The sequence below is a fragment of the Aeromonas sp. 25-AL00135 genome (assembly GCF_054052385.1).
The window spans coordinates 56,159-78,705 of sequence record NZ_JBSTYQ010000008.1 but is presented as its reverse complement, the minus strand read 5'-3'; the positions used below and the strand labels follow the sequence as shown (position 1 = coordinate 78,705).

18 protein-coding genes are annotated in these 22,547 nt (G+C 56.2%); all 18 read left to right on the top strand.

The genetic code is table 11. The annotated features are described in order from the left end of the window. Positions 1-2: 2 nt before the first annotated feature. The 18 genes from ACW5XC_RS09305 (at position 3) to recR (ending at position 22,428) form a co-directional block, all read left to right on the top strand. Positions 3-1,541, top strand: coding sequence for a sigma-54 interaction domain-containing protein (locus ACW5XC_RS09305; protein WP_019444941.1), 1,539 nt, complete (start codon positions 3-5; stop codon positions 1,539-1,541). Then, on the top strand, positions 1,541-2,146 hold the full coding sequence (vasI, locus tag ACW5XC_RS09300; protein ID WP_042053047.1) for a type VI secretion system-associated protein VasI: 606 nt from the start codon (positions 1,541-1,543) through the stop codon (positions 2,144-2,146). The genes ACW5XC_RS09305 and vasI overlap by 1 nt, the downstream gene beginning before the upstream one ends. 8 nt (positions 2,147-2,154) lie before the next feature. After that, the gene (gene tssA / locus ACW5XC_RS09295) at positions 2,155-3,582 is read left to right on the top strand and encodes a type VI secretion system protein TssA (protein WP_042053224.1); all 1,428 of its coding nucleotides are present in this window, start codon (positions 2,155-2,157) and stop codon (positions 3,580-3,582) included. Between the two features lie 41 nt (positions 3,583-3,623). Beyond that, positions 3,624-7,121, top strand: coding sequence for a type VI secretion system membrane subunit TssM (gene tssM / locus ACW5XC_RS09290; RefSeq protein ID WP_042053045.1), 3,498 nt, complete (start codon positions 3,624-3,626; stop codon positions 7,119-7,121). A gap of 43 nt (positions 7,122-7,164) precedes the next feature. Further along, a complete protein-coding gene (locus ACW5XC_RS09285) occupies positions 7,165-8,592 on the top strand; it encodes a VasL domain-containing protein (protein WP_042053043.1) in 1,428 nt (475 codons plus the stop codon). Positions 8,593-8,897: 305 nt separating this feature from the next. After that, positions 8,898-9,185 carry a type VI secretion system PAAR protein gene (locus ACW5XC_RS09280; RefSeq protein WP_042023025.1) on the top strand — a complete coding sequence of 96 codons (288 nt, stop codon included), beginning with the start codon at positions 8,898-8,900 and terminating at the stop codon, positions 9,183-9,185. 11 nt (positions 9,186-9,196) lie between these two features. Continuing rightward, the gene (tssI, locus tag ACW5XC_RS09275) at positions 9,197-11,242 is read left to right on the top strand and encodes a type VI secretion system Vgr family protein (protein WP_074042641.1); all 2,046 of its coding nucleotides are present in this window, start codon (positions 9,197-9,199) and stop codon (positions 11,240-11,242) included. Then, positions 11,232-11,960 carry a DUF4123 domain-containing protein gene (locus tag ACW5XC_RS09270; RefSeq protein WP_042052896.1) on the top strand — a complete coding sequence of 243 codons (729 nt, stop codon included), beginning with the start codon at positions 11,232-11,234 and terminating at the stop codon, positions 11,958-11,960. The genes tssI and ACW5XC_RS09270 overlap by 11 nt, the downstream gene beginning before the upstream one ends. After that, positions 11,957-16,723 (top strand): RHS repeat-associated core domain-containing protein, encoded by a 4,767-nt coding sequence (locus ACW5XC_RS09265; protein WP_236727549.1) that lies wholly within the window; start codon positions 11,957-11,959, stop codon positions 16,721-16,723. The genes ACW5XC_RS09270 and ACW5XC_RS09265 overlap by 4 nt, the downstream gene beginning before the upstream one ends. Continuing rightward, on the top strand, positions 16,720-17,007 hold the full coding sequence (locus tag ACW5XC_RS09260) for a hypothetical protein (RefSeq protein ID WP_139435446.1): 288 nt from the start codon (positions 16,720-16,722) through the stop codon (positions 17,005-17,007). The genes ACW5XC_RS09265 and ACW5XC_RS09260 overlap by 4 nt, the downstream gene beginning before the upstream one ends. A 268-nt stretch (positions 17,008-17,275) precedes the next feature. Then, positions 17,276-17,734: a hypothetical protein gene (locus tag ACW5XC_RS09255; RefSeq protein WP_235695261.1), complete on the top strand. Its 459-nt coding sequence runs from the start codon at positions 17,276-17,278 to the stop codon at positions 17,732-17,734. Continuing rightward, positions 17,735-17,866, top strand: coding sequence for a hypothetical protein (locus tag ACW5XC_RS09250; protein WP_408649415.1), 132 nt, complete (start codon positions 17,735-17,737; stop codon positions 17,864-17,866). 111 nt (positions 17,867-17,977) lie between these two features. Continuing rightward, the gene (locus ACW5XC_RS09245; RefSeq protein ID WP_236727548.1) at positions 17,978-19,144 is read left to right on the top strand and encodes an RHS repeat domain-containing protein; all 1,167 of its coding nucleotides are present in this window, start codon (positions 17,978-17,980) and stop codon (positions 19,142-19,144) included. Further along, positions 19,134-19,613, top strand: a complete 480-nt coding sequence (locus ACW5XC_RS09240; protein WP_143182523.1) for a hypothetical protein — start codon at positions 19,134-19,136, stop codon at positions 19,611-19,613. Before ACW5XC_RS09245 ends, ACW5XC_RS09240 begins: the two co-directional genes overlap by 11 nt. A gap of 510 nt (positions 19,614-20,123) precedes the next feature. Further along, positions 20,124-20,432, top strand: coding sequence for a hypothetical protein (locus ACW5XC_RS09235; protein ID WP_074042615.1), 309 nt, complete (start codon positions 20,124-20,126; stop codon positions 20,430-20,432). Then, positions 20,429-20,797, top strand: a complete 369-nt coding sequence (locus tag ACW5XC_RS09230; protein WP_143182524.1) for a hypothetical protein — start codon at positions 20,429-20,431, stop codon at positions 20,795-20,797. Before ACW5XC_RS09235 ends, ACW5XC_RS09230 begins: the two co-directional genes overlap by 4 nt. 37 nt (positions 20,798-20,834) lie before the next feature. Then, positions 20,835-21,398 carry an RNA 2'-phosphotransferase gene (locus ACW5XC_RS09225; protein ID WP_074042616.1) on the top strand — a complete coding sequence of 188 codons (564 nt, stop codon included), beginning with the start codon at positions 20,835-20,837 and terminating at the stop codon, positions 21,396-21,398. A gap of 427 nt (positions 21,399-21,825) precedes the next feature. Continuing rightward, positions 21,826-22,428, top strand: a complete 603-nt coding sequence (gene recR / locus ACW5XC_RS09220) for a recombination mediator RecR (RefSeq protein ID WP_021231388.1) — start codon at positions 21,826-21,828, stop codon at positions 22,426-22,428. Positions 22,429-22,547: the final 119 nt, after the last annotated feature.

Here is a 22,547-nt window from a genome sequence, read left to right as displayed (position 1 = left end):
CCATGGAGCAAGCCCTCGCATTCGCCCTCGCGCTCACCTCGCAACGGGATGAACAACATCTCTGCCACTGGTGGAGCTCGACCCTCCATGCCAGCTTCCAGCCCAAAGGACTGCTGCTTGGCATGCTGGACGTGAGCGGCCGCCAGCTGGAGTGCAAAGGGTGGGTCAAGGGGCAGGAGGTTGCGCTGGCGCTGGCGGTGGATGATTTCTCTCATCCACTCGCCTATGTGCTGCACAAGGCGCAATCCCGCACCTGGGATTCCCTCCATGGCGGTGCCCGCATTGAGCACGCCGGTTTTCGCGCACTGCTGGCCAACCTTGGCCAGCAGTGCGGCCTGCACGCCTTTCCGCTCAATGATGGCAACGGCAAGCCTTTTGCCGTGCTGGCGATGATGGACAGTGGCGATGTGTTGCAGGAGTGGGCGGCTCGCCCCGAGCTGGCCAGTCTGGCGCAGGTCTTTTGCAACCAGCTCACCCTGATCCGCGATCTGGGTCGTAGCCGCCGGGATCAGAACGTGTTGCGCGACTCGCTGCGTCAGATCAAGGGGGAGGGGGAGCGCCAGCGCCAGCACGAGAAGTTGCTGGGGGATCAGCTGGTTGGCCAGTCGGCGGTGATCCGCGGCTTGCGCGAGCAGATCGCCCAGGCAGGCCAGCACAAGCTGACCGTGCTTATTCAGGGGGAGACCGGCAGTGGCAAGGAGGTGGTCGCCCGCTTGGTGCATCAGTGCTCCGAGCGCGCCGCCAAGCCGTTCGTCGCCATCAACTGCGCCGCCATCCCCGAGAATCTCATTGAGAGCGAGCTGTTCGGTTATCAGAAGGGGGCCTTCTCCGGCGCCCTCTCCAACAAGACCGGGCTGGTGGCGCAGGCCAATGGTGGCACCCTGTTTCTGGATGAAGTGGGCGATATGCCCGCCGCCATGCAGGCCAAGCTGCTACGGGTGCTGGAAACCCGCAGCTACCGGCCGCTTGGGGCAGAGCAGGAGTATCACTCCGATTTTCGCCTCATCGCGGCCACTCATCAGCCGCTGACCCGCCATGTGGAGGAGGGGCGGTTCCGTGCCGACCTCTACCACCGTCTCTGCCAGTGTCTGCTGCTGATCGCCCCCTTGCGCGAGCATATCGAGGATGTGCCCCTGCTCTGCCAGCACTTCATGGCCCAGTTTGCCGCGCAGGATGACAAGGGACTGGCTGGTTTGCAGCGCAAGTTCCTCAAGCAACTGCAAAGTTACGATTTCCCCGGCAATGTGCGCGAGCTGCGCAATCTGCTGGAGGTGGCCTGTGCCCACACCCGTCATGGTGAAGAGGTGGGGCTTGGCGCCTTGCCGCCGGAGCTGCGGGATCGGGTCTGTGCCGAGCTGCCGGATGCGCTGGATGATTACAACCATATCCGCGATCTGCGCCGGGCCATGCAGCAGTACGAGGCATCGGTGATTGAAGCGCGCCTGCGCTACTTTCAGGGCAATCGCATGCTGGTGGCCGAGAGCCTCAATATTCCCAAGCGCACCCTGGATCACAAGTGCCAGAAACTGGAGGTGAACTGATGAGCATCATGGGTTTGTTGCCCCTGCTGCTGGCGACCGGCAATGCGGTGCCTCCCCTTGATATGGCGGCGTGGCAAGCGTGTCGTCGCGAGCCATCCCCTCTGATCCGGCTCGCCTGCTATGACGCCCTTGGCAATGAGGCGACGCAATCAGGCAACAAGGAGAGCACCAAGTCTCCGGCCTGGCTGGCGATAGCGGAGCAGGAGTTGGCCCGAGTGCCGGATAGCTCACCCTTCCTGTTGCGACAGGATGAGGAGAGCGGCACGGCGGTATTGACCCGTCCGGCCCTGCGCGGTGCCACCCTGGCGATCGGTTGTGTCAACAGCATCACCCATATTCGCTTGCGGCTGGATGCGCCGTGGCGCGGGGAGAGAGTCGAGGTTGCGCTGGATGGACAAGCAACTCGCAGCAGTCAGAGCTGGTTTATCCGGGATCAGGGATGGCTGCTCGAATATGGCCGCGGTCTGCCCGCCATCGAGGAGCTAAAACGCTGGATCGGTCATCGTGAATTGCAGGTTCAGGCGGCCAACGGCGCCTTGCTGCGGGTCGATCTCAGCGGCCTGAAAGAGGCGCTGATACCGGTGCGCCAACAGTGTCGCTGGTAGGGGGGGAGATGAGCTATCAACACCCCTGGTGTAGCCGTCTGCTCACCAGCTTGCCGGATGAACAGATCAAAGGTGCAGTGCTGGCCGATGAGCCTCGCTGGGACTATGTGGAGACCGAACTGGTCAAGTTGGGCTCCCTTGCCCACAGCCAGGTCGATCTCAATGCGGTCGCCGAAGCCTGTCTGGGGTTGCTGGAGAGCCGCACCAAGGATATGCGGGTGCTGGCACAGCTGTTGCGCTGCCTGCAGCACCCCGCCAAGGCGACCCCGATGGGGGCTGCGCTGAGCTTGCTGGAAGCCTGGATCAAGGCTTACTGGCTGTTGGCCTGGCCCGGGAATGCGACCCAGAAGCAGCGATTGATGGTGCAGATCATCAAGCGCTTCGAGGGTGCTCTGCCGAGGGTGAGCGAGAGCGCCTCTGCGGCGGAACTCGCGCAGTTGCTTGCGCAGGCAGAACACCTGGAGGCCATCTGGCTGGCCCAGTGCCCTGACAAGGGGGAACTGCTGGATCCTCTGGTGATGGGGTTGAAGCGGGCCCAGCGACAGCAGGTTGCCCAGGCCCAGGCTGATGCCGGAGGTCAACCTGCAAGCAGCGCTGTGGCTGCCACCGCCAGTGCTAGCGGCATGACAGGCACCATGGTGCTCAGTGGCAGCAGCAAGGGCTCCGGGGTCGAGATTGACAGCTCCAACGATCGGGCATGGCGACAGACCCAGCTCAAGGTGGCGGAGCTGCTGATTGAGCGCCAGCCGGAGGCGGCGATCGGTTATCGATTGCGTCGTCACGCCATCTGGGCCGGCATCACCACCCCGCCGATAACGGCGCAGGGGAACAAAACCCAGCTGGCCTCCATGTCGGCAGACATGGTGGATGAGTATCGCGCCGCCATGGGCACGCCAGATCTGGTGCTCTGGCAACGCATCGAGCAGAGCCTGACGCTGGCCCCTTACTGGTTCGAGGGGCACAGGCTCTCGGCCGAGGTGGCCCAGAAGCTGGGATATGGGGCGGTGGCGCAGGCGATCATGGCGGAGCTGGATGCGTTTTTGCAGCGCCTGCCAGCGCTGCGTGATCTCACCTTCAGTGATGGTTCCCCGTTTCTCTCCCCCGAGTGCAGCCGCTGGTTGCAGCCTGCCAAGAGCAGTGGGGGCGGCAGCGGACAGGCCGAGCTGGCAGAGGAGGTCGCCTTGCGTCATGGGGAGCAGGGGATTGCCGCCGCGCTCGCCCTGCTTGATGAGCGGATGGCACAGATGAAAGAGCCAAGAGCCCGCTTCCATGCCTTGCTGGTGCAGGCGGAGTTGTTGGAGCAGGAAGGCATGGAGGCGCTTGCGCGCCAGCAATATCAACACTTGTGGCAAGAGGCAGACCGCCTCGGGTTGTCGCAGTGGGAGCCCGGGTTGGTCAGCCGCCTGGCCCCCTATGCCACCCATTTGCCGAAATAAGTGCCGAAATGAGTCATTGAGTCGGAGTTGGATCACATTTTATGTTCAAAACCATCTTTACCTTTCTGCGGCAACAGCTGCCGAAACTGAAACCCTCCTGGCCCCTGCTCGGTGTGGTGCTGTGGGTTGTCGCCCTGATCCTGGTGTGGTGGCTGGGGCCTCGCATCGAGATCCGTGATGCCAAGCCATTCGAGCCCTTGTGGGGGCGGGTGGTGTTTACCCTGCTCTGGCTCTGGTTGCTGCTGGGGGTACTCTCCTGGCGGGTATGGCGCAAGATGAAGCAGCTCAAGGCCGAGCGCCAGCATGAGGTGCTGCTGGAACAAGATCCGGTCAAAGGGCTCATCGACAAACAGGCGCTGTTTCTCGATCGTTGGTTGCAAGCCTTGAATGAACACCTTGGCAAGGGGGCGCTCTACGCCATGCCCTGGTATCTGGTGCTGGGTCTGCCCGGCAGCGGCAAGAGCAGCCTGATCCACCGTGCCAATCCGGCCAATAAACTCAATCCCAGACTCGATACCGAACTGCGGGACGTGGCGCAAGGCCAGCTGGTCGATTGCTGGCTGGGGGAGCAAGCAGTGATGCTGGATCCGGCCGGTGCGCTGTTGTCACAAGCCGAGCCCGAGCTGGATCCGCAAGCTCGCAAGCATGAGCGGCTCTGGTTGCATCTACTCAACTGGCTCAACGAGCACCGTCGTCGTCAGCCCCTTAATGGTCTGGTACTGACCGTTGATTTGGCATGGCTGTCCGCGGCCAGCGTGGCCGAGCGCAAGGCGTATGCCCAGCTGATGCGTGCCCGGTTGCAAGAGGTGTCGGCCACCATGAATACCCGGCTGCCACTCTACGTCACCTTCACCAAGCTCGATATGCTGCGCGGCTTTGATGTGGTCTATGAGCAGTTGGATAAAGAAGCCCGTGACGCCGTGCTGGGGGTAACCTTCAACCCCGGCAGCAGTCAGGGCAAATCCTGGCAGCAGGATCTGGCGCTGTTCTGGGATCAGTGGGTCGACAATCTCAACCGCAATCTGCCGGAGATGATGCTGGCCCGGCTCGATGCCGCCCAGCGCAACGCCCTCTTCTCGTTTGTTCGTCAATTGGCGGGTCTCAAGGATTATGTGACCAGCCTGCTCGATGAAACCCTGACCATTGAAGAGAGCAAACCACTGCTGGTGCGCGGCGTCTATATCAGCTCCGTTTATCAGCAAGGTGTCCCGTTCGATGCCTTTGCTCAGGCCGCTTCCCGGCGTTACAGCTTGCCCGAGCCTATTCACTCCGCCCTGCGCGGGGAGTCCAACACCTATTTTGTGCGCAAGTTGTTCTCTTCGATCATCTTCCCCGAGGCCCATCTGGCCGGAGAAAATCGGCTGCATACCCTCTATCGTCGTCGCCGGATGGCCATTGGCCTCGGCTGCCTGTCGCTCTTCTCGGCGGCCCTGATCGGTGGCTGGCACTACTTCTATCGGGTCAACGAGGAGGCGGGGCGCAATGTACTGACCAAGGCGCAAGCGTTCACCGAGACCAACGAGGTCGCAGATGAACATGCCTTCGGTGTCAGCCAGTTGCCACGTCTCAACCTTATTCGCGAGGCGACCCTCTCTTTTGGCAACTACCGCGAACGGATGCCGCTGGTGGCAGACCTTGGCCTCTATCAGGGGGATGAGATTGGCCCCTATGTGGAAGGCTCCTATCTGCAACTGCTGGGGCTGCGTTTCCTGCCTGCCCAGATGCAGGGACTGCTGGAGGATCTCAACCGGGCGCCGGCTGGCAGCGAGGAGAAGCTCTCCATCCTGCGGGTGATGCGGATGCTCGATGATGCCTCCGGTCGCAACAAGGAGCTGGTGGAGCAGTACATGGCCAGCCGCTGGCAGAAAGCGTTCCCGGGGCAGGGGGCGGTGCAGGAGCAGTTGATGGGGCATCTTGACTATGCCCTCGATCACACCGACTGGCACGCTGCTCGTGCCGCTCGGGATCAGGCCGCCATCACGGCATTTGTGCCATTCAAGGAGCCGGTGTATGGCGCCCAGCGTGAACTGGGCAAATTGCCCATGTATCAGCGGGTCTATCAGAATCTGGTGGTGAAGGCAGGTGATGTGTTGCCGCCGGATCTCAATGTCCGTGACGAGGTGGGCCCCACCTTCGACACCGTGTTTGCCCTGCGCAACGAGAGTGCTGGTCAGGTGCCGCGTTTGCTGACCTGGCCCGGGTTCAGTGACTTCTTCCTCAAACAGGACAAGGCGCTGATCGATCTCACCGCCATGGATGCCTGGGTGCTGGGCCAGCGCAAGCTGAGCCAGTTGAGCGAGGCGGATCGCAAGGAGATCACTCGTCAGGTCAACGATCGCTATGTCACCGATTACGTCAACCAGTGGCAAAAATTGCTGACCAATCTGGATGTGCAGACCCTTGCCAGCCCAGAGCAGGCGCTCGATGTACTCTCTGCCATCACCGGCAACGACCAGCCATTCCTGCGGGTGCTCGCCGCGCTGGATGACAACACCCGTATTCGCAAGATCTCCGATGCGGAAGGAGATCCGGCGCAGGCGATCACTGCCCGGATCGGTCGCCCCTTTATGGCCACCAATGGCGTCTTGACTGGCCGTGGCGAACAGGGGCCGCTCATTTCCGAAGTGAACCAGAAGCTGATTGAACTGCAGCACTATATGGAGCTCATCGTCAATGCCACCGAGCCGGGGCAGTCAGCCCTCAAGGCGGTGCAACTGCGTTTGACCAACAAGTACGCCGATCCTGTCTTTGCATTGCAGCAATATGCTCGTGGTCTGCCCGAGCCGCTCAATCGCTGGGTGGGTCAACTGGCGGATCAGAGTTCGCAACTGGTGATTGATCTGGCGATGTCATCCCTCAATCAGGAGTGGCAGGCAAAGGTGCTGGCACCGTTCAACAGCCAACTGGCGGATCGCTATCCGTTCAACCCGGGTTCTGCCAAGGATGTGCCGCTCTCCGAGATGGAGCGCTTCTTTGCCCCCGGTGGCACCCTGGACAGCTTCTATCAGGTCAACCTCAAACCCATGGTGGAGGGGGGCTTGATGGAGGGAGAACTGAGCTCACCCATTCAGGCCGAGCTTATTAAACAGCTGGATCGAGCTGCGCGGATCCGCCAGATCTTCTTCAGCCAGCAGGGCAATCTGGAGGTGCAATTTGCCCTCGAGCCCATCGAACTCACCGCCAACAAGCGGCGTAGTGTGCTCAACCTGGATGGACAGTTGCTGGAGTATGCCCACGGCCGTCGCAACAAGATCCCGCTGGTGTGGCCAAACACCATGCGCGACGGGGCTGAAAGCAAGATCACCCTGGTACCGGCTGCCCGCGAACGTTCACCGCGCAGCGAGGGCTTTGTCGGTCCCTGGGCCATGTTCCGCCTGATGGACAAGGGGGAGCTGACTCAGGTCAACGAGGCCACCTTTGATGTGCGCTTCCCGGTGGATCAGGGTGCCATGACCTATCGGGTCTATACCGACAGCGCCCAGAACCCCTTCACCGGCGGCCTGTTCAGCCAGTTCAGCTTGCCTGAGTCCCTCTATTGATCATGTTGGGGGGCGCTATGCCCCCCGCATTTTGGAATCCGATATGTCACAGAATCAACAAGGCCAGCAGGCATTGAAAGTGGGGCGTGACCCCAGAATGTTGCCGGAGTACGAGGCGCTGCGCGCCGAGATCAACAAGCTTAGCCACGCCTCCCGCCCCGAGGTGGATTGGGTCAGGATCCATCAGCTTGCCAGTCAAATCTTTGAAAAGCACGGGGTGGATCTGCAAACCGCCATCTACTTCACTCTGGCGCGCTCCCGCATTCAGGGGCTGAGCGGCTTTACCGAAGGGTGCGAGTTTCTCGCCAACCTCATCGTCACCCTGTGGGAGAGTTTCTGGCCACCGGTGCATCAGGAGCGGGCCCGCATCGAGATGCTCGACTGGTTTATCGCCCGCATCAGCGACGTGATCCGCCAGTACCAGATCAGCCACGAGGACAAGCGGTTGATCTACCGCTGCGAGCGGGCGCTGCAACTCATCAGCGAGAAGCTGCACAACGCCGGTTTGAGCCGCATCCCCCGGGTCGAGAATCTGGTGCACTTTATCGAGGGCTACACCCATCTGTTTGACGAGACCGAGATTGTCATCGTCTCCGATGAGCCGGGCCTTAAGGATGAGCTGCAGATCCCACCGATGGTCTTCTTCAAATCCGACATGGAGAGCGACCACGGCGCCTCTGCCGGGGCAACCCCGCACCTGCCTCAGGGCAGTATCCTGGTGGGGCGTGAGAAGGGGCAGATGAAACCGACCGTGCTCAAGATTGAGCAGCACCGCAAACAGCGGCCGGCCTGGTTCTGGTTTGGCTGTGGCCTGCTCACCTGCGCCTTGCCCATGATGGGATGGCTTGGCTGGCAACATCAGCAGCAGGAGAAGATCATCGCGGCGCAACGGTTGCAACAACCCGCTGCGGCGTTGCCGCAGGCTCTGAGTTATGACGACATTCGCCAGGCGCGCATCGTGTTGGGGGAGCAGACCCTGCAGGGGATGGAGAGCGAGCTGGTATCGCGTTATCGGGCCCAACTGGATCGGCTTGAGCAGACATCTCCCCTCTACTGGTACCGCTATGGCGAGGGGCTGCGCAATTCGCTGCAGATGCTCTATCCCGACTCGCTGGCGGTCAAGGCCCTCGACAAACAGTGGCAGGCCGCGCTGGCCGGCCAGCAGGGGGATCTCAACCGGGTGCCGACCTATCTGGAGGCGCGCGCCGGGGTCGATGCCCTGATCGATCAGCTGCTGGAGCTGGAGCGTCAGCGCAAGACGGTCACGATTTCCTACCTCAAGTCTCAGCTCTACGAGGTACAGAAGAACCTGATGCAGGAGGTCCCGTTCAGCTTGCGCCTGAGCGAACTGGAGGCGCGAAAAGCGTCGCAGGAGCCTATTACGGCCGCCGAGCTGAAAGGGATAGAGAGTGACTTGAAAGCACTCAATATCCGGCTTTACCAACTGCAACAGGGGCTATCCGGTAGCTGATTGCTCTGTTATGCGCAACCAGTTGCGCATATTCCAGAGAGTTGCACTGCAGATGCAATGTTTGGCAGGGGGATTGCCCAGTTTGCGCAATCCCTTGCGAATGGATAACTCTATCATCTATCGAAAGAGGCTAACCATTTGATTTTATTTGGCTAATTTCACCAGTGCTGAATGGCATAGCCTGTGCTGCGGCCTGTTCTGTTTATCCGCTGTTTATCAAAGTCGCCTGTGCCTGGTGCGTTCCACCGGGCACAGGGGCAGAGGGATGATGTCTGTGCGTCTCCCCACTCATATGGAGAATGACTATGTGCCCCGCTATCGCACTGCTCGGTGACATCGGCACCGACCACGATGGCTTTCCACCGACCCCGGTGATAGCTGCCAGTCCCGACGTGTTCCTCGATGGCAAGCCTGTGGCTCGTCAAGGTGATCCACTGGCGCCCCATGACAAGCCCAACAACCCGCCGCACCCACGGGCCATTGCCAGTGGTGTTGGCTCTGTGCTGGTGAATGGCAAACCCATCGCCGTCACCGGTACGGCAGTGGATTGTGGTGGCGTGGTGATTGGTTCCGGTAGCGGACAGGCAGGATAAGGAACAGAGTCATGGCACAAAGCACAGGATTACAATTTACGGTCAAGGTGGGGGCGCTGCCCGAGAGCACCTTTGTGGTGGCCAGTTTCCAGCTGGATGAGGGGCTGAACCGGCCGTTCAATCTGCAGCTGGAGGTGGCAAGTAGCCAGCCTGATGTCGACTTTGGCGCCGTGCTGGACCAGCCATGCGAGCTGATGGTGTGGTACAACGGCGAGCTGCAGCGCAGGGTGTGCGGGGTAGTGGGCGAGTTTGCCCAAGGGGACAGCGGCTTTCGCCGCACCCGTTACAGCCTGCAAGTCAAACCAGCACTGTGGCGACTGGGCCTGCGCCAGAACTCCCGCATCTTTCAGGCGCAAAAGCCCGATGAAATCCTCTCTATTTTGCTGCAAGAGCACGGCATCACCGATTACGCCTTTGCGCTCAAGAATGAGCACGCCCAGCGGGAATACTGCGTGCAGTACCGCGAGACCGACCTCGACTTTGTGAACCGCCTTGCCGCAGAAGAGGGGCTGTTCTACTTCCACGAATTTGAGCAGGGCAAACACCGTATCGTTTTTGCCGATGATGCGGCTGCGCTAACCGCTGGCCCCGAGCTCTTCTTTAACCTCGGCAACCGCTCGTTGGAACAAGGCCCTTACGTGCGCCAGTTCCACTACCGCGAATCGGTGCGCCCCTCGGAGGTGGAGCTCAAGGATTACAGCTTCAAGACCCCGGCTTATGGCCTCTCCCAGAAGAAAATGGGTGCAGAGCTGGAGCACCAGCGCGATACCTACCAGCACTTCGACTATCCGGGCCGCTACAAAGAGGACCCGAGCGGCAAGGCGTTTGCCCAGCACCGGCTCGATGCCCTGCGCAATGACGCGGTGGCGGGCAGTGGCAAATCCAACAGCGCCGCATTGCTGCCGGGTCAGCACTTCTCACTCACCGAACACCCCAATGGCAGCCTTAACACCGACTGGCAAATCGTTCATATCCGCCACACCGGTGAGCAGCCGCAAGCCTTGGAAGAAGAGGGCGGCAGCGGCCCGACCGTCTACCACAACGAATTTGGTGTAGTGAAGGCGAGTACCACCTGGCGCGCCCGTATCGGCAGCCCCGAGGCGCCCCACAAGCCCATGGTGGACGGCCCGCAAATCGCCATCGTGGTGGGCCCAGAAGGGGAGGAGATTTACTGCGACGAGCATGGCCGGGTGAAGCTGCAGTTTCCGTGGGACCGCTACGGCAGCTCCAACGACCAGAGCTCCTGCTGGGTGCGGGTGAGTCAGGGCTGGGCCGGTGGCCAGTACGGCATGATGGCCATCCCGCGCATCGGCCATGAGGTTATCGTTTCATTCCTCGAAGGTGACCCCGACCAGCCTATCGTGACGGGTCGCACCTACCACGCCACCAACCGGCCGCCGTATGAGCTGCCAGCCAACAAGACTCGCACCGTGCTGCGCACCGAAACCCACAAGGGCGAGGGCTTCAACGAACTGCGCTTTGAAGACCAGGCTGGGCAGGAAGAAATTTATATCCACGGTCAGAAAGACCTGAATGTTCTCATCGAGAACGACGCCGCTTGGCACATCAAGCACGACGAGCATCGGGATATCGACAACGAGCGGGTGACCCGCATCAAGGCCAATGACCACCTGACGGTAGAAGGCGAGAAGCGCGACCAGATCAAGGCTGACTATTCGCTGACGGTGGATGCTTCCATGCACCAAAAACTGGGACAAAGTTGGCTCACCCAGGCCGGGCAGGAGGTGCACGTCAAGGCTGGCGCCAAGGTGGTGCTGGAGGCGGGATCTGAAATTACCGTCAAGGTGGGCGGCTGCTTTATCAAGGTGGATGGTGGTGGCGTCACACTGGTTGGCCCTACGATCAAGATGAACTCTGGGGGAGGCCCAGGGTCTGGTTCAGGTTGGGCGGGTCAATCCCCTGTCGGCCCTCATGGTGTGTCAGTTCCTCCCATGCCGAAGGTGCCGCTCAGTCCTGCCCAGCTGGCCACCATGAAGAGTGCCGCCCCTTTCTGTGAGGAGTGTGAGAAGTGCAAGGAGAGCGGCTGTGAAATCTGAGGCTATGTCGCTTGCCGAGTGGGTAGCCGTGCAAACCAGCCCACTCTATGCCGTACTGGCAGGGGCTAGCGATGCGGCGCCCTTGCAGCACTATTACCAGCTTGATGGCCGTCATACACCACGCGGACTCTATCTCGGCACTCCCTATCACGACTGGCTCCCCGTGATGCCCTATCTGGTTGCACTGGAAAAGGAGAGTCCTTTTATCGAATGGGCTGAAACAACTGATGCTCGCGATTGGGGATTTATTCTGGCGACAGCGCAACCTGCTGGCACCCTCTATGGCCATTTTCAGGGGTTGACCCAGATCTGGCATCAGGGTGAAGCCGTGTTCTTTCGCTATTGGGATGGCGCGTATATGTCTGCCATCGTGTCGCAGCTTGGTGATGATATGACAACGCTGTTGCCGCAACTGGATGCGATGTGGTGTCAGGGCAATGCATTTTCATGGGAACCATCGGAGCCCTGTGCTGTACGTCCATTTCCCTGGTGGGAACTTCCTCCAGCTATCGCAGCAGTATTAGCTGGGCAAGATACAGGTCCCCTTATCAACAACCTGATGCAACAGCTGGCAGATGAGAATGGTCAGCTTTACTGGTCTTTCCCCGAGGCCAATCTCAGGTGCAAAGTTGCCCGTTTCATTTCCCGCTGCCCATCCCCTGATATCGATCTATTTCCAGCGCTGGAAGCTGCGCTGCTCAATGAGGTTCAAGCATGAGTAATGCCGGCCAGGCCGTCTTCACCCAGGTGATCGCCGATTATCGCAATGCCCTGACTGAGTACCGCAAGGATGCCGAGAGTTTCTTTCTTGGCGACATGCTGGGTATGGACATGGAGCAGACCATCAAGGTTGGTGATAAGACGATAAAGGCGTCTTCGAGCAGCAAGAAGGCGCAATCCGTGGTGACGCAGTGCCCGTTGAGCGGCACTTTGCGGCTGGTCCATCTGTTTGAATCCGTGCGCTTTATTCCTATCGGTAATACCCCCTACAAGGTGGAAGCGGGCAAAATGGTTCGTGGACGTTTTGTCAGTGAAGCGGTAGCGAAGGAGGGAACCCTGGATGCCAAGGGGATTGCTGAAGTCGGGAAGCTGACGCCGGGCAAGTCTTATCGGGTGACCTTTTACCCCAAGGTGAAGAAGAGTGACCTTGACGCCTTGTTTGCCTCCTATGCTCCAGTGCAAAAAGATCTGGAAGCATGGCTTACCAGAGAGTGGAGCAGCGAACACAAAGTCGCCTGGAGTCGTTATAGCGCCACGGGAGCCGGATTTGGTAGCCATGCGTTGGCTGCTGCCAGTGGCGTTGGCAAGGCGCTGGTTGGGGTGTGGGACGATCTGAAAACCATCCACAACCTGTTGGCCGACCCTGTGGGGAATGCCAAAAAGTTGGCTGAGTTTGGTGTAGATGCCGCAGCCATGGCCAAGGCGGGAGCATCCCAGATGGAAGCCGCCATGCTGGTATTGCAGGATGAAGCGCTGCTCTATCTCTATGCCTATGCCCTAGTGTGCTGGGTCAAGATGTTGCCGCCAGATCAGCAGACCGAGTTTGGGTCTCAGGTGATTTCCTCTGTGCTGATTGATGTCATCATCGGTGTGATTTTAACCGGTGGTGCCGGCCTTGCTGCCCGTTATGGCGCCAAGGCAGCCTCAGCGGCCAAGAATAGCGATAGAGTGATGCGCCTGGTGAGCTCTCTGGTCAATCTCTCCAAAAAGCACAATCTGGCGCAACATGCCCAAACGGCCAAAAAGGTGTTGATCGCTGGTTCTGCCAAGTTGAGTCCGGCCAAGAAAGCTGATCTCAAACTGGTAGATGGCAGTACAAAAACGCTGGTAGATAAAGGGACGGCAGCCAAGCGCAAATTCCAGCCCCATTCCGAGCTTAAGCAGATTAAAAAGACGCCGGATGCCTCGAAAACGGCGACAACATCGGCCAATAAACCCCATCAACCTGAAGCCAAAACCTGCAAGAACAACTGCCCTGTGTCCATGGTTACCGGCGAGGAGCTGCTGGCGCTGGAGGATGCCCATCTGCCGGGCATGTTGCCGTTTACTTTTGGTCGCCTCTATCGCACGTCAGCTGTTGAGCATTCCTGTGGCATGGGGGCGGGGTGGAGTCATGCGCTGGCCCATCGGCTCGAACGTCACGGTGATAGTTTGACCTGGTGGGATCAGGAGTCTCTTGCCATCGAGTTGCCGATGCCTTCGGCAACCAGACCCATGATCACCAACCAGTTGTCAGAGGCGGCCGTTTATCTGGGAGATGAGCCTGACGAGGTGATAGTAGCCAAGGCGGGATCGCCCTTCCTGCATTTCACATGGCATGGCAAGACAGGCCGTTTGACGGCCATGTCAGACCTTTATGGCAACCGGCTCACTATCCGTGCCGATGAGCAGGGGCGCCCCTGCTGGATAGAGAACGAGGGCGGTCTGGCTCTTCGTATTGTTTATCAAAAGGCCTATCTGGCCGCTGTCGAATTACAGCATTTTGACGGTATTAACTGGCAGCCAGAAGCGACCTTGCAACGTTATTACTACGACGATGCAGGGCACCTGGTGGTGGCTGAAAACGGGGCCGGTGAGTGCGAACGTTACCGCTATCGCTCTGATGGGGTGATCCTGGAGCGCCGACTGGCGGGCGGCGCAGGGTTCTTCTGGGAGTGGGAGCGGGAAGGAAAGCTGGCGCGCGCGGTGCGCCACTGGAGTGATGTTGCCCGTTTTGATGTCAGTTACACCTGGGATGATGACAAGGGGGAAGTGACGGTCAGCAATGCTGATGGCAGTCAGGAGGTGTACCAGCATGACAGCAACGCCCGGCTGATCCGTCAGCAAGATCCCGACGGCGCGGTCAGCGAGTTTGTCTATAACGACAAGGGTCAGAAAGTGCTGGCCCGCGATGCGCTGGGGGGCGAAACCCGTTATGACTATGACGAAGCAGGCTTGCTTGAGCGCGAGATTGCGCCCGATGGCAGTCAGACCGCCTATCACTATTGGGATGGTCGGGTTCGCAAGGTGGTGCAGGGGGATCGCGAGTGGCGTTTTGAACGCAACGGGCAAGGGGATGTGATTGCAAGACGGGATCCCCTTGGCCGGGAGACTCGCTACAGCTATAACGCGCAAGGCAAGCTCAGCACCGTGGTGCAGCCGGATGGCAGCCGCATCGAACTGGGCTGGAACCGCCTTGGGCAGCTGATTGAGGAGAAGGGGGCCAACGGTGGCGTGACCCGCTGGCGCTATGACGAGCGGGGTCGCCAGATTGTACGGCGCGACCCGCGCGGCGCGATTACCCGTTATGAATGGAATGCGGCAGATCGCTTGCAAGCCGTGTATCTGCCTGGTGGTGGCATCCGCCGCTTCGAATATAACGCCTACGGCAAGGTGACGGCCGAGTGGGATGAGCTGGGCCGTGAGACCCGTTACGAATATCACCCCGGCCTGCATCTGGTGAGCCGCCGCATCAACCCCGATGGCAGTGAACTCAAGTATCGCTACGACAATGCCAAGCTCTTCTTGAGCGAGATTGAGAACGAGCATGGCGAGCAGCACCGCATTCACTACTTTCCCAATGGCCTGGTCGCGCGGGAAACTGGCTTTGATGGTCGCACCACCGCTTACCGCTACGACCTCAACGGTCATTTGAGCGAGAAGGTCGAGTTTGGCAAGCAGGAGACCGAGCTGGTCACCCGCTATGAGCGAGACCCCATGGGGCGGCTGCTTAAAAAAACCTTGCCCGATGGCCGTGAAATCCAGTTCAGCTATGACCAGTACGGTCAATTGACGCAGGTGGATGATGGCGCCTGGCCACTTACCTTTGAATACGATGCTGCAGGCAATCTGCTGGCCGAGCATCAGGGCTGGGCTTCCAGCTATTTCAAGCATGATGCCATGGGGCGGTTGGCCCACTGGCAGTTGCCTGATGGCAACAAGCTGGCTTACCACTACCAGCATGGTGAGCTAAGCGGGATTGATCTGAACGGCGCCGAGCTGACTCGCCACCAGAGGGTGGGTGGATTGGAGATGCGCCGTAGCCAGGGCGCGCTGACCCAGCAATACGAATATGACGAGCAAGGGCGCTTGACTGCGCTGCGATTGCAACGGGGCAAACAGGTTGCTCGTGAGCGGCGTTACGGTTATGACCGCACCGGCAATCTGCTGCAGATCAATGACAGTGTGCAAGGGGAGCAGCACTACCGCTACGACCCGCTGGACCGCTTGCTGGAGGTGCGTGGTGAACTGACCGAGCGGTTCCTGCACGATCCGGCGGGCAACCTGTTGAGCCAGACGCTGGGTGGGCAGTTTGAGGGGGCGCGTACCCAAGGGAATCGGCTGCTGTTGAGTGGCGATCGCCATTTTGAGTACGACGAATTTGGTCGATTGGCCATCGTGCGTCGTGGCAAAGGCCAGTCACTGGTTACCCGTTATCACTACGACTGCCAGCACCAACTGATCAGGGCTGAGCTGCCGGATGGCACCACGGCCCGTTATGACTACGACGCCTTTGGCCGCCGTATTCGCAAGACGGTGAGTGGGACAAAGGGCGAGCTGGTCACCGAATTCCTGTGGCAGGCCAACAACCTGATTGCCGAAAACAGTTATCAGCTTGGTGATGATAAACGTCGCACCGACGAGCAATACCGCAGCTTTATCTATGAGCCGGGCAGTTTCAAGCCATTGGTGCAGCTGGAAGGGGAAGGGCAGGATGCTGAGGTATTCCATTATCAACTTGACCACCTCGGTACCCCGCTGGCGTTGACTCGTGACAATGGAGCGACCGCCTGGCAGGTGCGTTATCGCGCCTATGGCAATGTGTGGCGGGAAGAGATCGCCGAGGTTGCCACTCCCTTGCGGTTTCAAGGGCAATATTTTGATGCCGAGACCGGCCTTCACTACAACCGTCACCGCTATTACCAACCTGAAACGGGTAGATTTATCACCCCCGACCCGATAGGCTTGGCAGGCGGGCTTAACAACTACCAGTATGCCCCCAACCCGATTAGCTGGATCGATCCATTGGGGCTGAAAAATGTAAAAGAAAATGGGCTGAATAATAACCGCTTTGGGAAATACTCGACAAATATTGATGACAAAGTAGATTTGCTTGAAAAAGACACTTCTTTACCTGATTGGATTAAAGATAGTTTTTTAGACGGTGAGTATAGGACTGTCAAAGCCAAAGAAAATATAACGTTATATCGAGTCTTTGGAGGACATGCAGAAGCGGGTGGTGGTTTTGTTAGTACAAAGCCTGCACTCTCTAGAATTGATGCAAAGATTGAGGCGGCACTAAGGCCTGATTGGAAAAATACAAGAATGTATGAGGCTGAAATTATCGTACCAAAAGGCACAATATTACAAGTGGGTAAGGTGGCTCCACAACCTATTTCTGGTTCTGGCACCATTCTTGACGGTGGAGCAGATCAAGTTTTGATGCCCATTAATTGGTCTTTGAATTTAATATCAAAAATAAGGGTGGTTGAAAAAATATGATTTGTGAAAATGATATTGACGCACTATTGGAACAGGCAGGGTTAGTTATAAATGCTATTCAAGATCATCTAAGAGTAAAAAGTGACTCGGGAGCGGAGGAAATCTTGAATAAATATCTTGTTTTTTTTGATAAATGTAGTGGTGGCTCTGTTTCGGATTCGGATGTTGAAGCAGTTTCCGGATTGTCCAGAATGTATATGGAGACATCAAGTGATTGGAGGGTTTTGTTTTTAAATGAGACGGGGCGCATGGAAAAAATAATAAAAAAAATCCGTCATCAGTGACGTAGGCTCGATTGGCGAAGCGTAATCGTGTGTTTGTGGCGCAATATTTACAGGTCAGGTTTAAATTATTTCTTGGCTTTTTTATTTCTCGCTACCAGCGAGACGCCATGGGGCGGCTCACGGGCAACGCTCCGTCGGATGGCCAGCATATTAGCTATCGCTACGACGGTCACTGACCCGCTGGCGCTATGACGAGCGGGGTCGTCAGATTGTACGGCGCGACCCGCGCGGCGCGATTACCCGCTATGAATGGAATGCGGCCGATCGCTTGCAAGCCGTGTATCTGCCTGGTGGTGGCTCCCGCCGCTTCGAATATAACGCCTATGGCAAGGTGACGGCCGAGTGGGATGAGCTGGGCCGTGAGACCCGCTACGAATATCACCCCGGCCTGCATCTGGTGAGCCGCCGCATAAACCCTGATGGCACTGAACTCAAGTATCGCTACGACAATGCCAAGCTCTTCTTGAGCGAGATTGAGAACGAGCATGGCGAGCAGCATCGCATTCACTACTTCCCCAATGGCCTGGTTGCGCGGGAAACCGGCTTTGATGGTCGCACTACCGCTTATCGCTACGACCTCAACGGTCATTTGAGCGAGAAGGTCGAGTTCGGCAAGCAGGAGACCGAGCTGGTCACCCGTTATGAGCGAGACCCCATGGGGCGGCTGCTTAAAAAAACCTTGCCCGATGGCCGTGAAATCCAGTTCAGCTATGACCAGTACGGTTAATTGACCCAGGTGGATGATGGCGCCTGGCCACTCACCTTTGAATACGATGCAGCAGGCAATCTGCTGGCCGAGCATCAGGGCTGGGCTTCCAGCTATTTCAAGCATGATGCCATGGGGCGGTTGGCCCACTAGCAGCTGCCCGATGGCAACAAGCTGGCTTACCACTACCTGCATGGCGAGCTAAGCGGGATTGATCTGAACGGCGCCGAGCTGACTCGCCACCAGATGGTTAGTGGATTGGAGATGCGCCGCAGCCAGGGGGCGCTGACCCAGCAATACGAATATGACGAGCAAGGGCGGCTGACGGCGCTGCGATTGCAACGGGGCAAACAGGTTGCTAGTGAGCGGCGTTACGGTTATGACCGAACCGGCAATCTGCTGCAGATCAATGACAGTGTGCAAGGGGAGCAGCACTACCGCTACGACCCGCTGGACCGCTTGCTGGAGGTGCGTGGTGAACTGACCGAGCGGTTCCTGCACGATCCGGCGGGCAACCTGTTGAGCCAGACGCTGGGTGGGCACTTTGAGGGGGAGCGTACCCAAGGGAATCGGCTGCTGTTGAGTGGCGATCGCCATTTTGAGTACGACGAATTTGGTCGATTGGCCATCGAGCGTCGTGGCAAAGGCCAGTCACTGGTTACCCGTTATCACTACGACTGCCAGCACCAACTGATCATGGCTGAGCTGCCGGATGGCACCACGGCCCGTTATGACTACGACGCCTTTGGCCGCCGTATTCGCAAGACGGTGAGTGGGACAAAGGGCGAGCTGGTCACCGAATTCCTGTGGCAGGCCAACAACCTGATTGCCGAAAACAGTTATCAGCTTGGTGATGATAAACGTCGCATCGACGAGCAATATCGCAGCTTTATCTATGAACCGGGCAGCTTCAAGCCATTGGTACAGCTGGAAGGGGAAGGGCAGGATGCCGAGACCGGCCTTCACTACAACCGGCACCGCTACTACCAACCTTTTATCACCCCCGACCCGATAGGCTTGGCAGGCGGGCTCAACAACTATCAGTATGCCCCCAACCCGACCGGTTGGGTGGATCCGCTGGGGCTGACGAATATACCGGGGCAGTGTCCAGATGCTCAGCCTTCAAGACGTGCTAGTTTCCGTGCTGCAAAAGAAGCTGCGGGGATTCCACGTTCTGCTCAATATAAAACACATAAGTATGTTTATGACAAAGATTATGAGAACCGTACAGTATATGAGTTTGATGTTTATGGGAGTAAAAAGTATATAATACTTCATGATGAAGATAAATTTGGCAGCGGTGCTCATTTCCATGGTGCTGACGATAGTAAAGGCAGTCCTATGCAACCAGGTAAATATAAGCAATATTCAGGGCGTTTTCCTGAGGTAATACTTGGCTTCAAGAAAGGAAAAATAAGAAATGAATTCTAAACTAAAACTCTGTATAAGAAAGAAAAACACTGAGCAATTCTTTAAAGAATGTGGTTTTAAATATTTGTTCATTGAACGATTGCTGCATTCTGATTTCTATAAAAAAATATTCTCACGAGTCAATGTTATAGGTGATTTTCATGATGTGGGAGCGGCTGTAGAAGCTCTTGTTTGTCAATTTACTGAAATATCAAAGGAAGTCTCGCATGATACATGGATTCTTCTGTTTAGCAATAAGGATGTAGATATAAGTGTTGCAGTTGAATTAGATGCTAATGGAGAACGATTAAGGAGAATTATTGAGCTTAGTATGACTTACAATGGATTTCTTGATGATTTTGTTATGCTAAGTGAAAGTGATGAGGCTATCTGTATCTCTAGGGATGAATACAGTTATTCTGTATGTAGAGATACATCAAGGTTTGACGGGGAAGTTTATTCATCGCTTATGCATTCAGTTCTATCTTAATTAAAAAACGTGTATGGGTTACTTTAAAACAGCTTGTTGCGATAAGTGGTTTTATAGGTTTACCCGTACCTCAACAATCAACCTTCATGAAATTGGATAACACGTCAAGTATTTACCTGGTGTCGGGGGGTAAATATTTTTTTCAATTCAATTCAATTCAATTCAATTCAATTCAATTCAGTGCGGCAAGCTCGATTAGCATAGAGTGAACGGGCGTTCGCAAATAAACCTGTATACGTATACTTATCGCTAGGCACTATACTTAACATCTATTAATTTAGTGTTGTTTTTATAAAATGATGTATATTGGTCCAATATTATTCCGTAGCCTTTTTTATTTATCTCGACCAGTGAGATGCCATAAGTGGTTCACTGAAAAAAACTGTCGGATGGCCTACATATTAGCTATAGCTACGACGGTCACTGACCCGCTGGTTGCTATGACGAGCGGAGTCGCCAGATTGTACGGCGCGACCCGCGCGGCGCACATATGATGACCTTGTCGCTAGTATGAAGGAAAACGGTTGGCAGGGTGATCCTATCGATGTTGTGAAAATGCCTGATGGTGGACTGACATCAATGGATAATACGAGAGTAAGAGCAGCAAGAGAGGCTGGAGTAAAAGTGCAAGCGAGAATTAATGATTTTGGTCGTCCTCTTACGGAGGCTGAGAGGGAGAGATTTACAAAGGCTGGATCTATTCCTGATACATGGGGTGAGGCTATTTTATTGAGAATAAATAGTCAGAAGCCTAAAGTATTTGCAAAGTCAAATCCGTACGGCTCAAACGTTGAGCCGAAACTAAGTGGTAAAAAATGATGAAAATATTCTTAGGTGCTATTGGCTTAGATGAATTTGACTATCCCCAAGAATATCTTACTTTCTTGGAAAGTAACATATCTAAGGATTTCGAGCCATGGACAATGTTGGCTCATTATGAAAAACGGGTCGATTCTTGGCGAAAAATATTAAGTGAACAATATCCTGAATATTCTCTCATACCCTTTGCAAAATATATGGCAAATGATGATGTTGCCTGTTTTGACCTGAAAAATGGTGACATTGTAATTATCAACTCGTTTTCAACAATAGATTGCTCATGTCATGGAACATACCCTGATTTCGGTAAATGGTTAACTGCAGCCACAGCTGAACATGAATCTTGGAATGATGAGGATGAATAAATGATAAGTATGCTATTTAAATATAATAGGGGTTTTTATGGTTGATGAAAAGGACTTTGAGAAAGTCAGTCGCGTAGTTTCACATGCTCTTCGTCATGAGCCATGGCTTTATGAATTGGAGCTGGACGAGCAAGGATGGGTTACTGTTGATGATCTAATCAAGGTGTTGCACCGAGAGAATTCAAAATGGAGTGATATTACCACCGATACTCTGGTTGATATGATCACGGCGTCAGATAAAAAACGACATGAAATATGCGATGGTAAAATCCGGGCGCTATATGGCCATTCTGTACCGAAAAAACTGATTAAACAGCCAGCCATACCACCCATAGCACTATATCATGGTACATCACCAGAACTTGCTAGAATAATTTTAAAAGATGGGTTGTTGCCTATGGGAAGACAGTATGTACATCTTTCAATAGATATCGATACAGCTATTCAGGTTGGTCGGCGTAAATCCAATAAACCAGTTTTGTTGCAAATAGAGACTGAAGGGGCCATGAAAAATGGTACAATTTTCTATCGTGGTAATGATATTGTTTGGCTAGCTAATCATATTTCATCTGAATTTATTGCTAGTCATGTACAAGAATAGTTTTTAAAGAATTATTTTTTAGATATTTAAGTGTTCGGAGTCACATTGTTTTATGATGGTTTTATTTTTCTCCATTCAGTTGTTTCCTAAATAACTCATCGAATTGTCATTTTCCTAATCCATTATCTGTACTTTCTTGCTGGTAGATCAAGGGCGTGACCAACCTTTTTTGTGGTTCCCCCTAAATTCCATTGATTCGGGCAAACACGCTGACGATAGAGCAAAACAAGCGCCATTTCTAACTGGTAAGTGCCTCGTTGAAAACTGTCCGGTTGATGCGACAGGGCGGTTAGCGAAGAAGGTGTGGACAAGCCGATGGCGATGGGCGGCGGGCTCGGGTATAGTCCTGCGCCAATGGCGTTATCCTGTTTTGCTGACCCGTCGTGGCCCTGATGGTGGCGAGGGGCAGGCCCGTGTAAGGAGTGTTATGAAGTTCAGTCCCCTGCTCGATGAGATGATGAAAGCCCTGCAGGTATTGCCGGGGGTGGGGCCTAAGTCTGCCCAGCGGATGGCCTTTACCCTGCTCGAGCGTGAGCGCAGCGGCGGTTTGCGTCTGGCCCAGTTGCTCTCTCGCGCCCTGACCGAGATCGGTCATTGCAGCCACTGCCGCACCTTTACCGAGAACGATCGCTGCGATATCTGCGCCAATCCCAAGCGGGAAGAGAATGGCCTGCTCTGCGTGGTGGAGAGCCCGGCGGACGTGGCCGCCATCGAGCAGACCGGCCAGTTTTCCGGTCGTTACTTCGTACTGATGGGCCATCTGTCGCCGCTGGACGGCATCGGCCCGGAGGAGCTGGGGCTCGATATTCTGGAGCGCCGCCTGAAGGATGAGGCGATCAGCGAACTGATCCTCGCCACCAATCCCACCATTGAAGGGGATGCCACCGCCTGGTATATCGCCGATATGGCCCGCACCGCCGGGGTAGAGGTGAGCCGCATCGCCCACGGGGTGCCGGTAGGGGGCGAGCTGGAGCTGGTGGATGGCACCACGCTCTCCCACTCCCTGATGGGGCGCCAGCGCCTCAAGTAAGGGGCGGGTGGCGGCAGGCAAGTCGCGAAAAACTGAACATAAAATCGGCGGTTACACGCCAACAGGGGGCGAATGAGCAGGATTGCACATTCGCCCCCTTGATATTTGGATCGCTGTCC

What these genes read in the sequence shown, in the direction of transcription:
- ACW5XC_RS09230 (WP_143182524.1), top strand. Translation starts at nt 20,429, where the DNA reads ATGATGAAAATATTCTTAGGTGCTATTGGCTTAGATGAATTTGACTAT.
- tssA (WP_042053224.1), top strand. Translation starts at nt 2,155, where the DNA reads ATGAGCTATCAACACCCCTGGTGTAGCCGTCTGCTCACCAGCTTGCCG.
- ACW5XC_RS09225 (WP_074042616.1), top strand. Translation starts at nt 20,835, where the DNA reads ATGGTTGATGAAAAGGACTTTGAGAAAGTCAGTCGCGTAGTTTCACAT.
- ACW5XC_RS09260 (WP_139435446.1), top strand. Translation starts at nt 16,720, where the DNA reads ATGATTTGTGAAAATGATATTGACGCACTATTGGAACAGGCAGGGTTA.
- ACW5XC_RS09245 (WP_236727548.1), top strand. Translation starts at nt 17,978, where the DNA reads ATGCGCCGCAGCCAGGGGGCGCTGACCCAGCAATACGAATATGACGAG.
- tssI (WP_074042641.1), top strand. Translation starts at nt 9,197, where the DNA reads ATGGCACAAAGCACAGGATTACAATTTACGGTCAAGGTGGGGGCGCTG.
- ACW5XC_RS09240 (WP_143182523.1), top strand. Translation starts at nt 19,134, where the DNA reads ATGAATTCTAAACTAAAACTCTGTATAAGAAAGAAAAACACTGAGCAA.
- ACW5XC_RS09285 (WP_042053043.1), top strand. Translation starts at nt 7,165, where the DNA reads ATGTCACAGAATCAACAAGGCCAGCAGGCATTGAAAGTGGGGCGTGAC.
- ACW5XC_RS09305 (WP_019444941.1), top strand. Translation starts at nt 3, where the DNA reads ATGGAGCAAGCCCTCGCATTCGCCCTCGCGCTCACCTCGCAACGGGAT.
- recR (WP_021231388.1), top strand. Translation starts at nt 21,826, where the DNA reads ATGAAGTTCAGTCCCCTGCTCGATGAGATGATGAAAGCCCTGCAGGTA.
- ACW5XC_RS09280 (WP_042023025.1), top strand. Translation starts at nt 8,898, where the DNA reads ATGTGCCCCGCTATCGCACTGCTCGGTGACATCGGCACCGACCACGAT.
- ACW5XC_RS09235 (WP_074042615.1), top strand. Translation starts at nt 20,124, where the DNA reads ATGAAGGAAAACGGTTGGCAGGGTGATCCTATCGATGTTGTGAAAATG.
- tssM (WP_042053045.1), top strand. Translation starts at nt 3,624, where the DNA reads ATGTTCAAAACCATCTTTACCTTTCTGCGGCAACAGCTGCCGAAACTG.
- vasI (WP_042053047.1), top strand. Translation starts at nt 1,541, where the DNA reads ATGAGCATCATGGGTTTGTTGCCCCTGCTGCTGGCGACCGGCAATGCG.
- ACW5XC_RS09265 (WP_236727549.1), top strand. Translation starts at nt 11,957, where the DNA reads ATGAGTAATGCCGGCCAGGCCGTCTTCACCCAGGTGATCGCCGATTAT.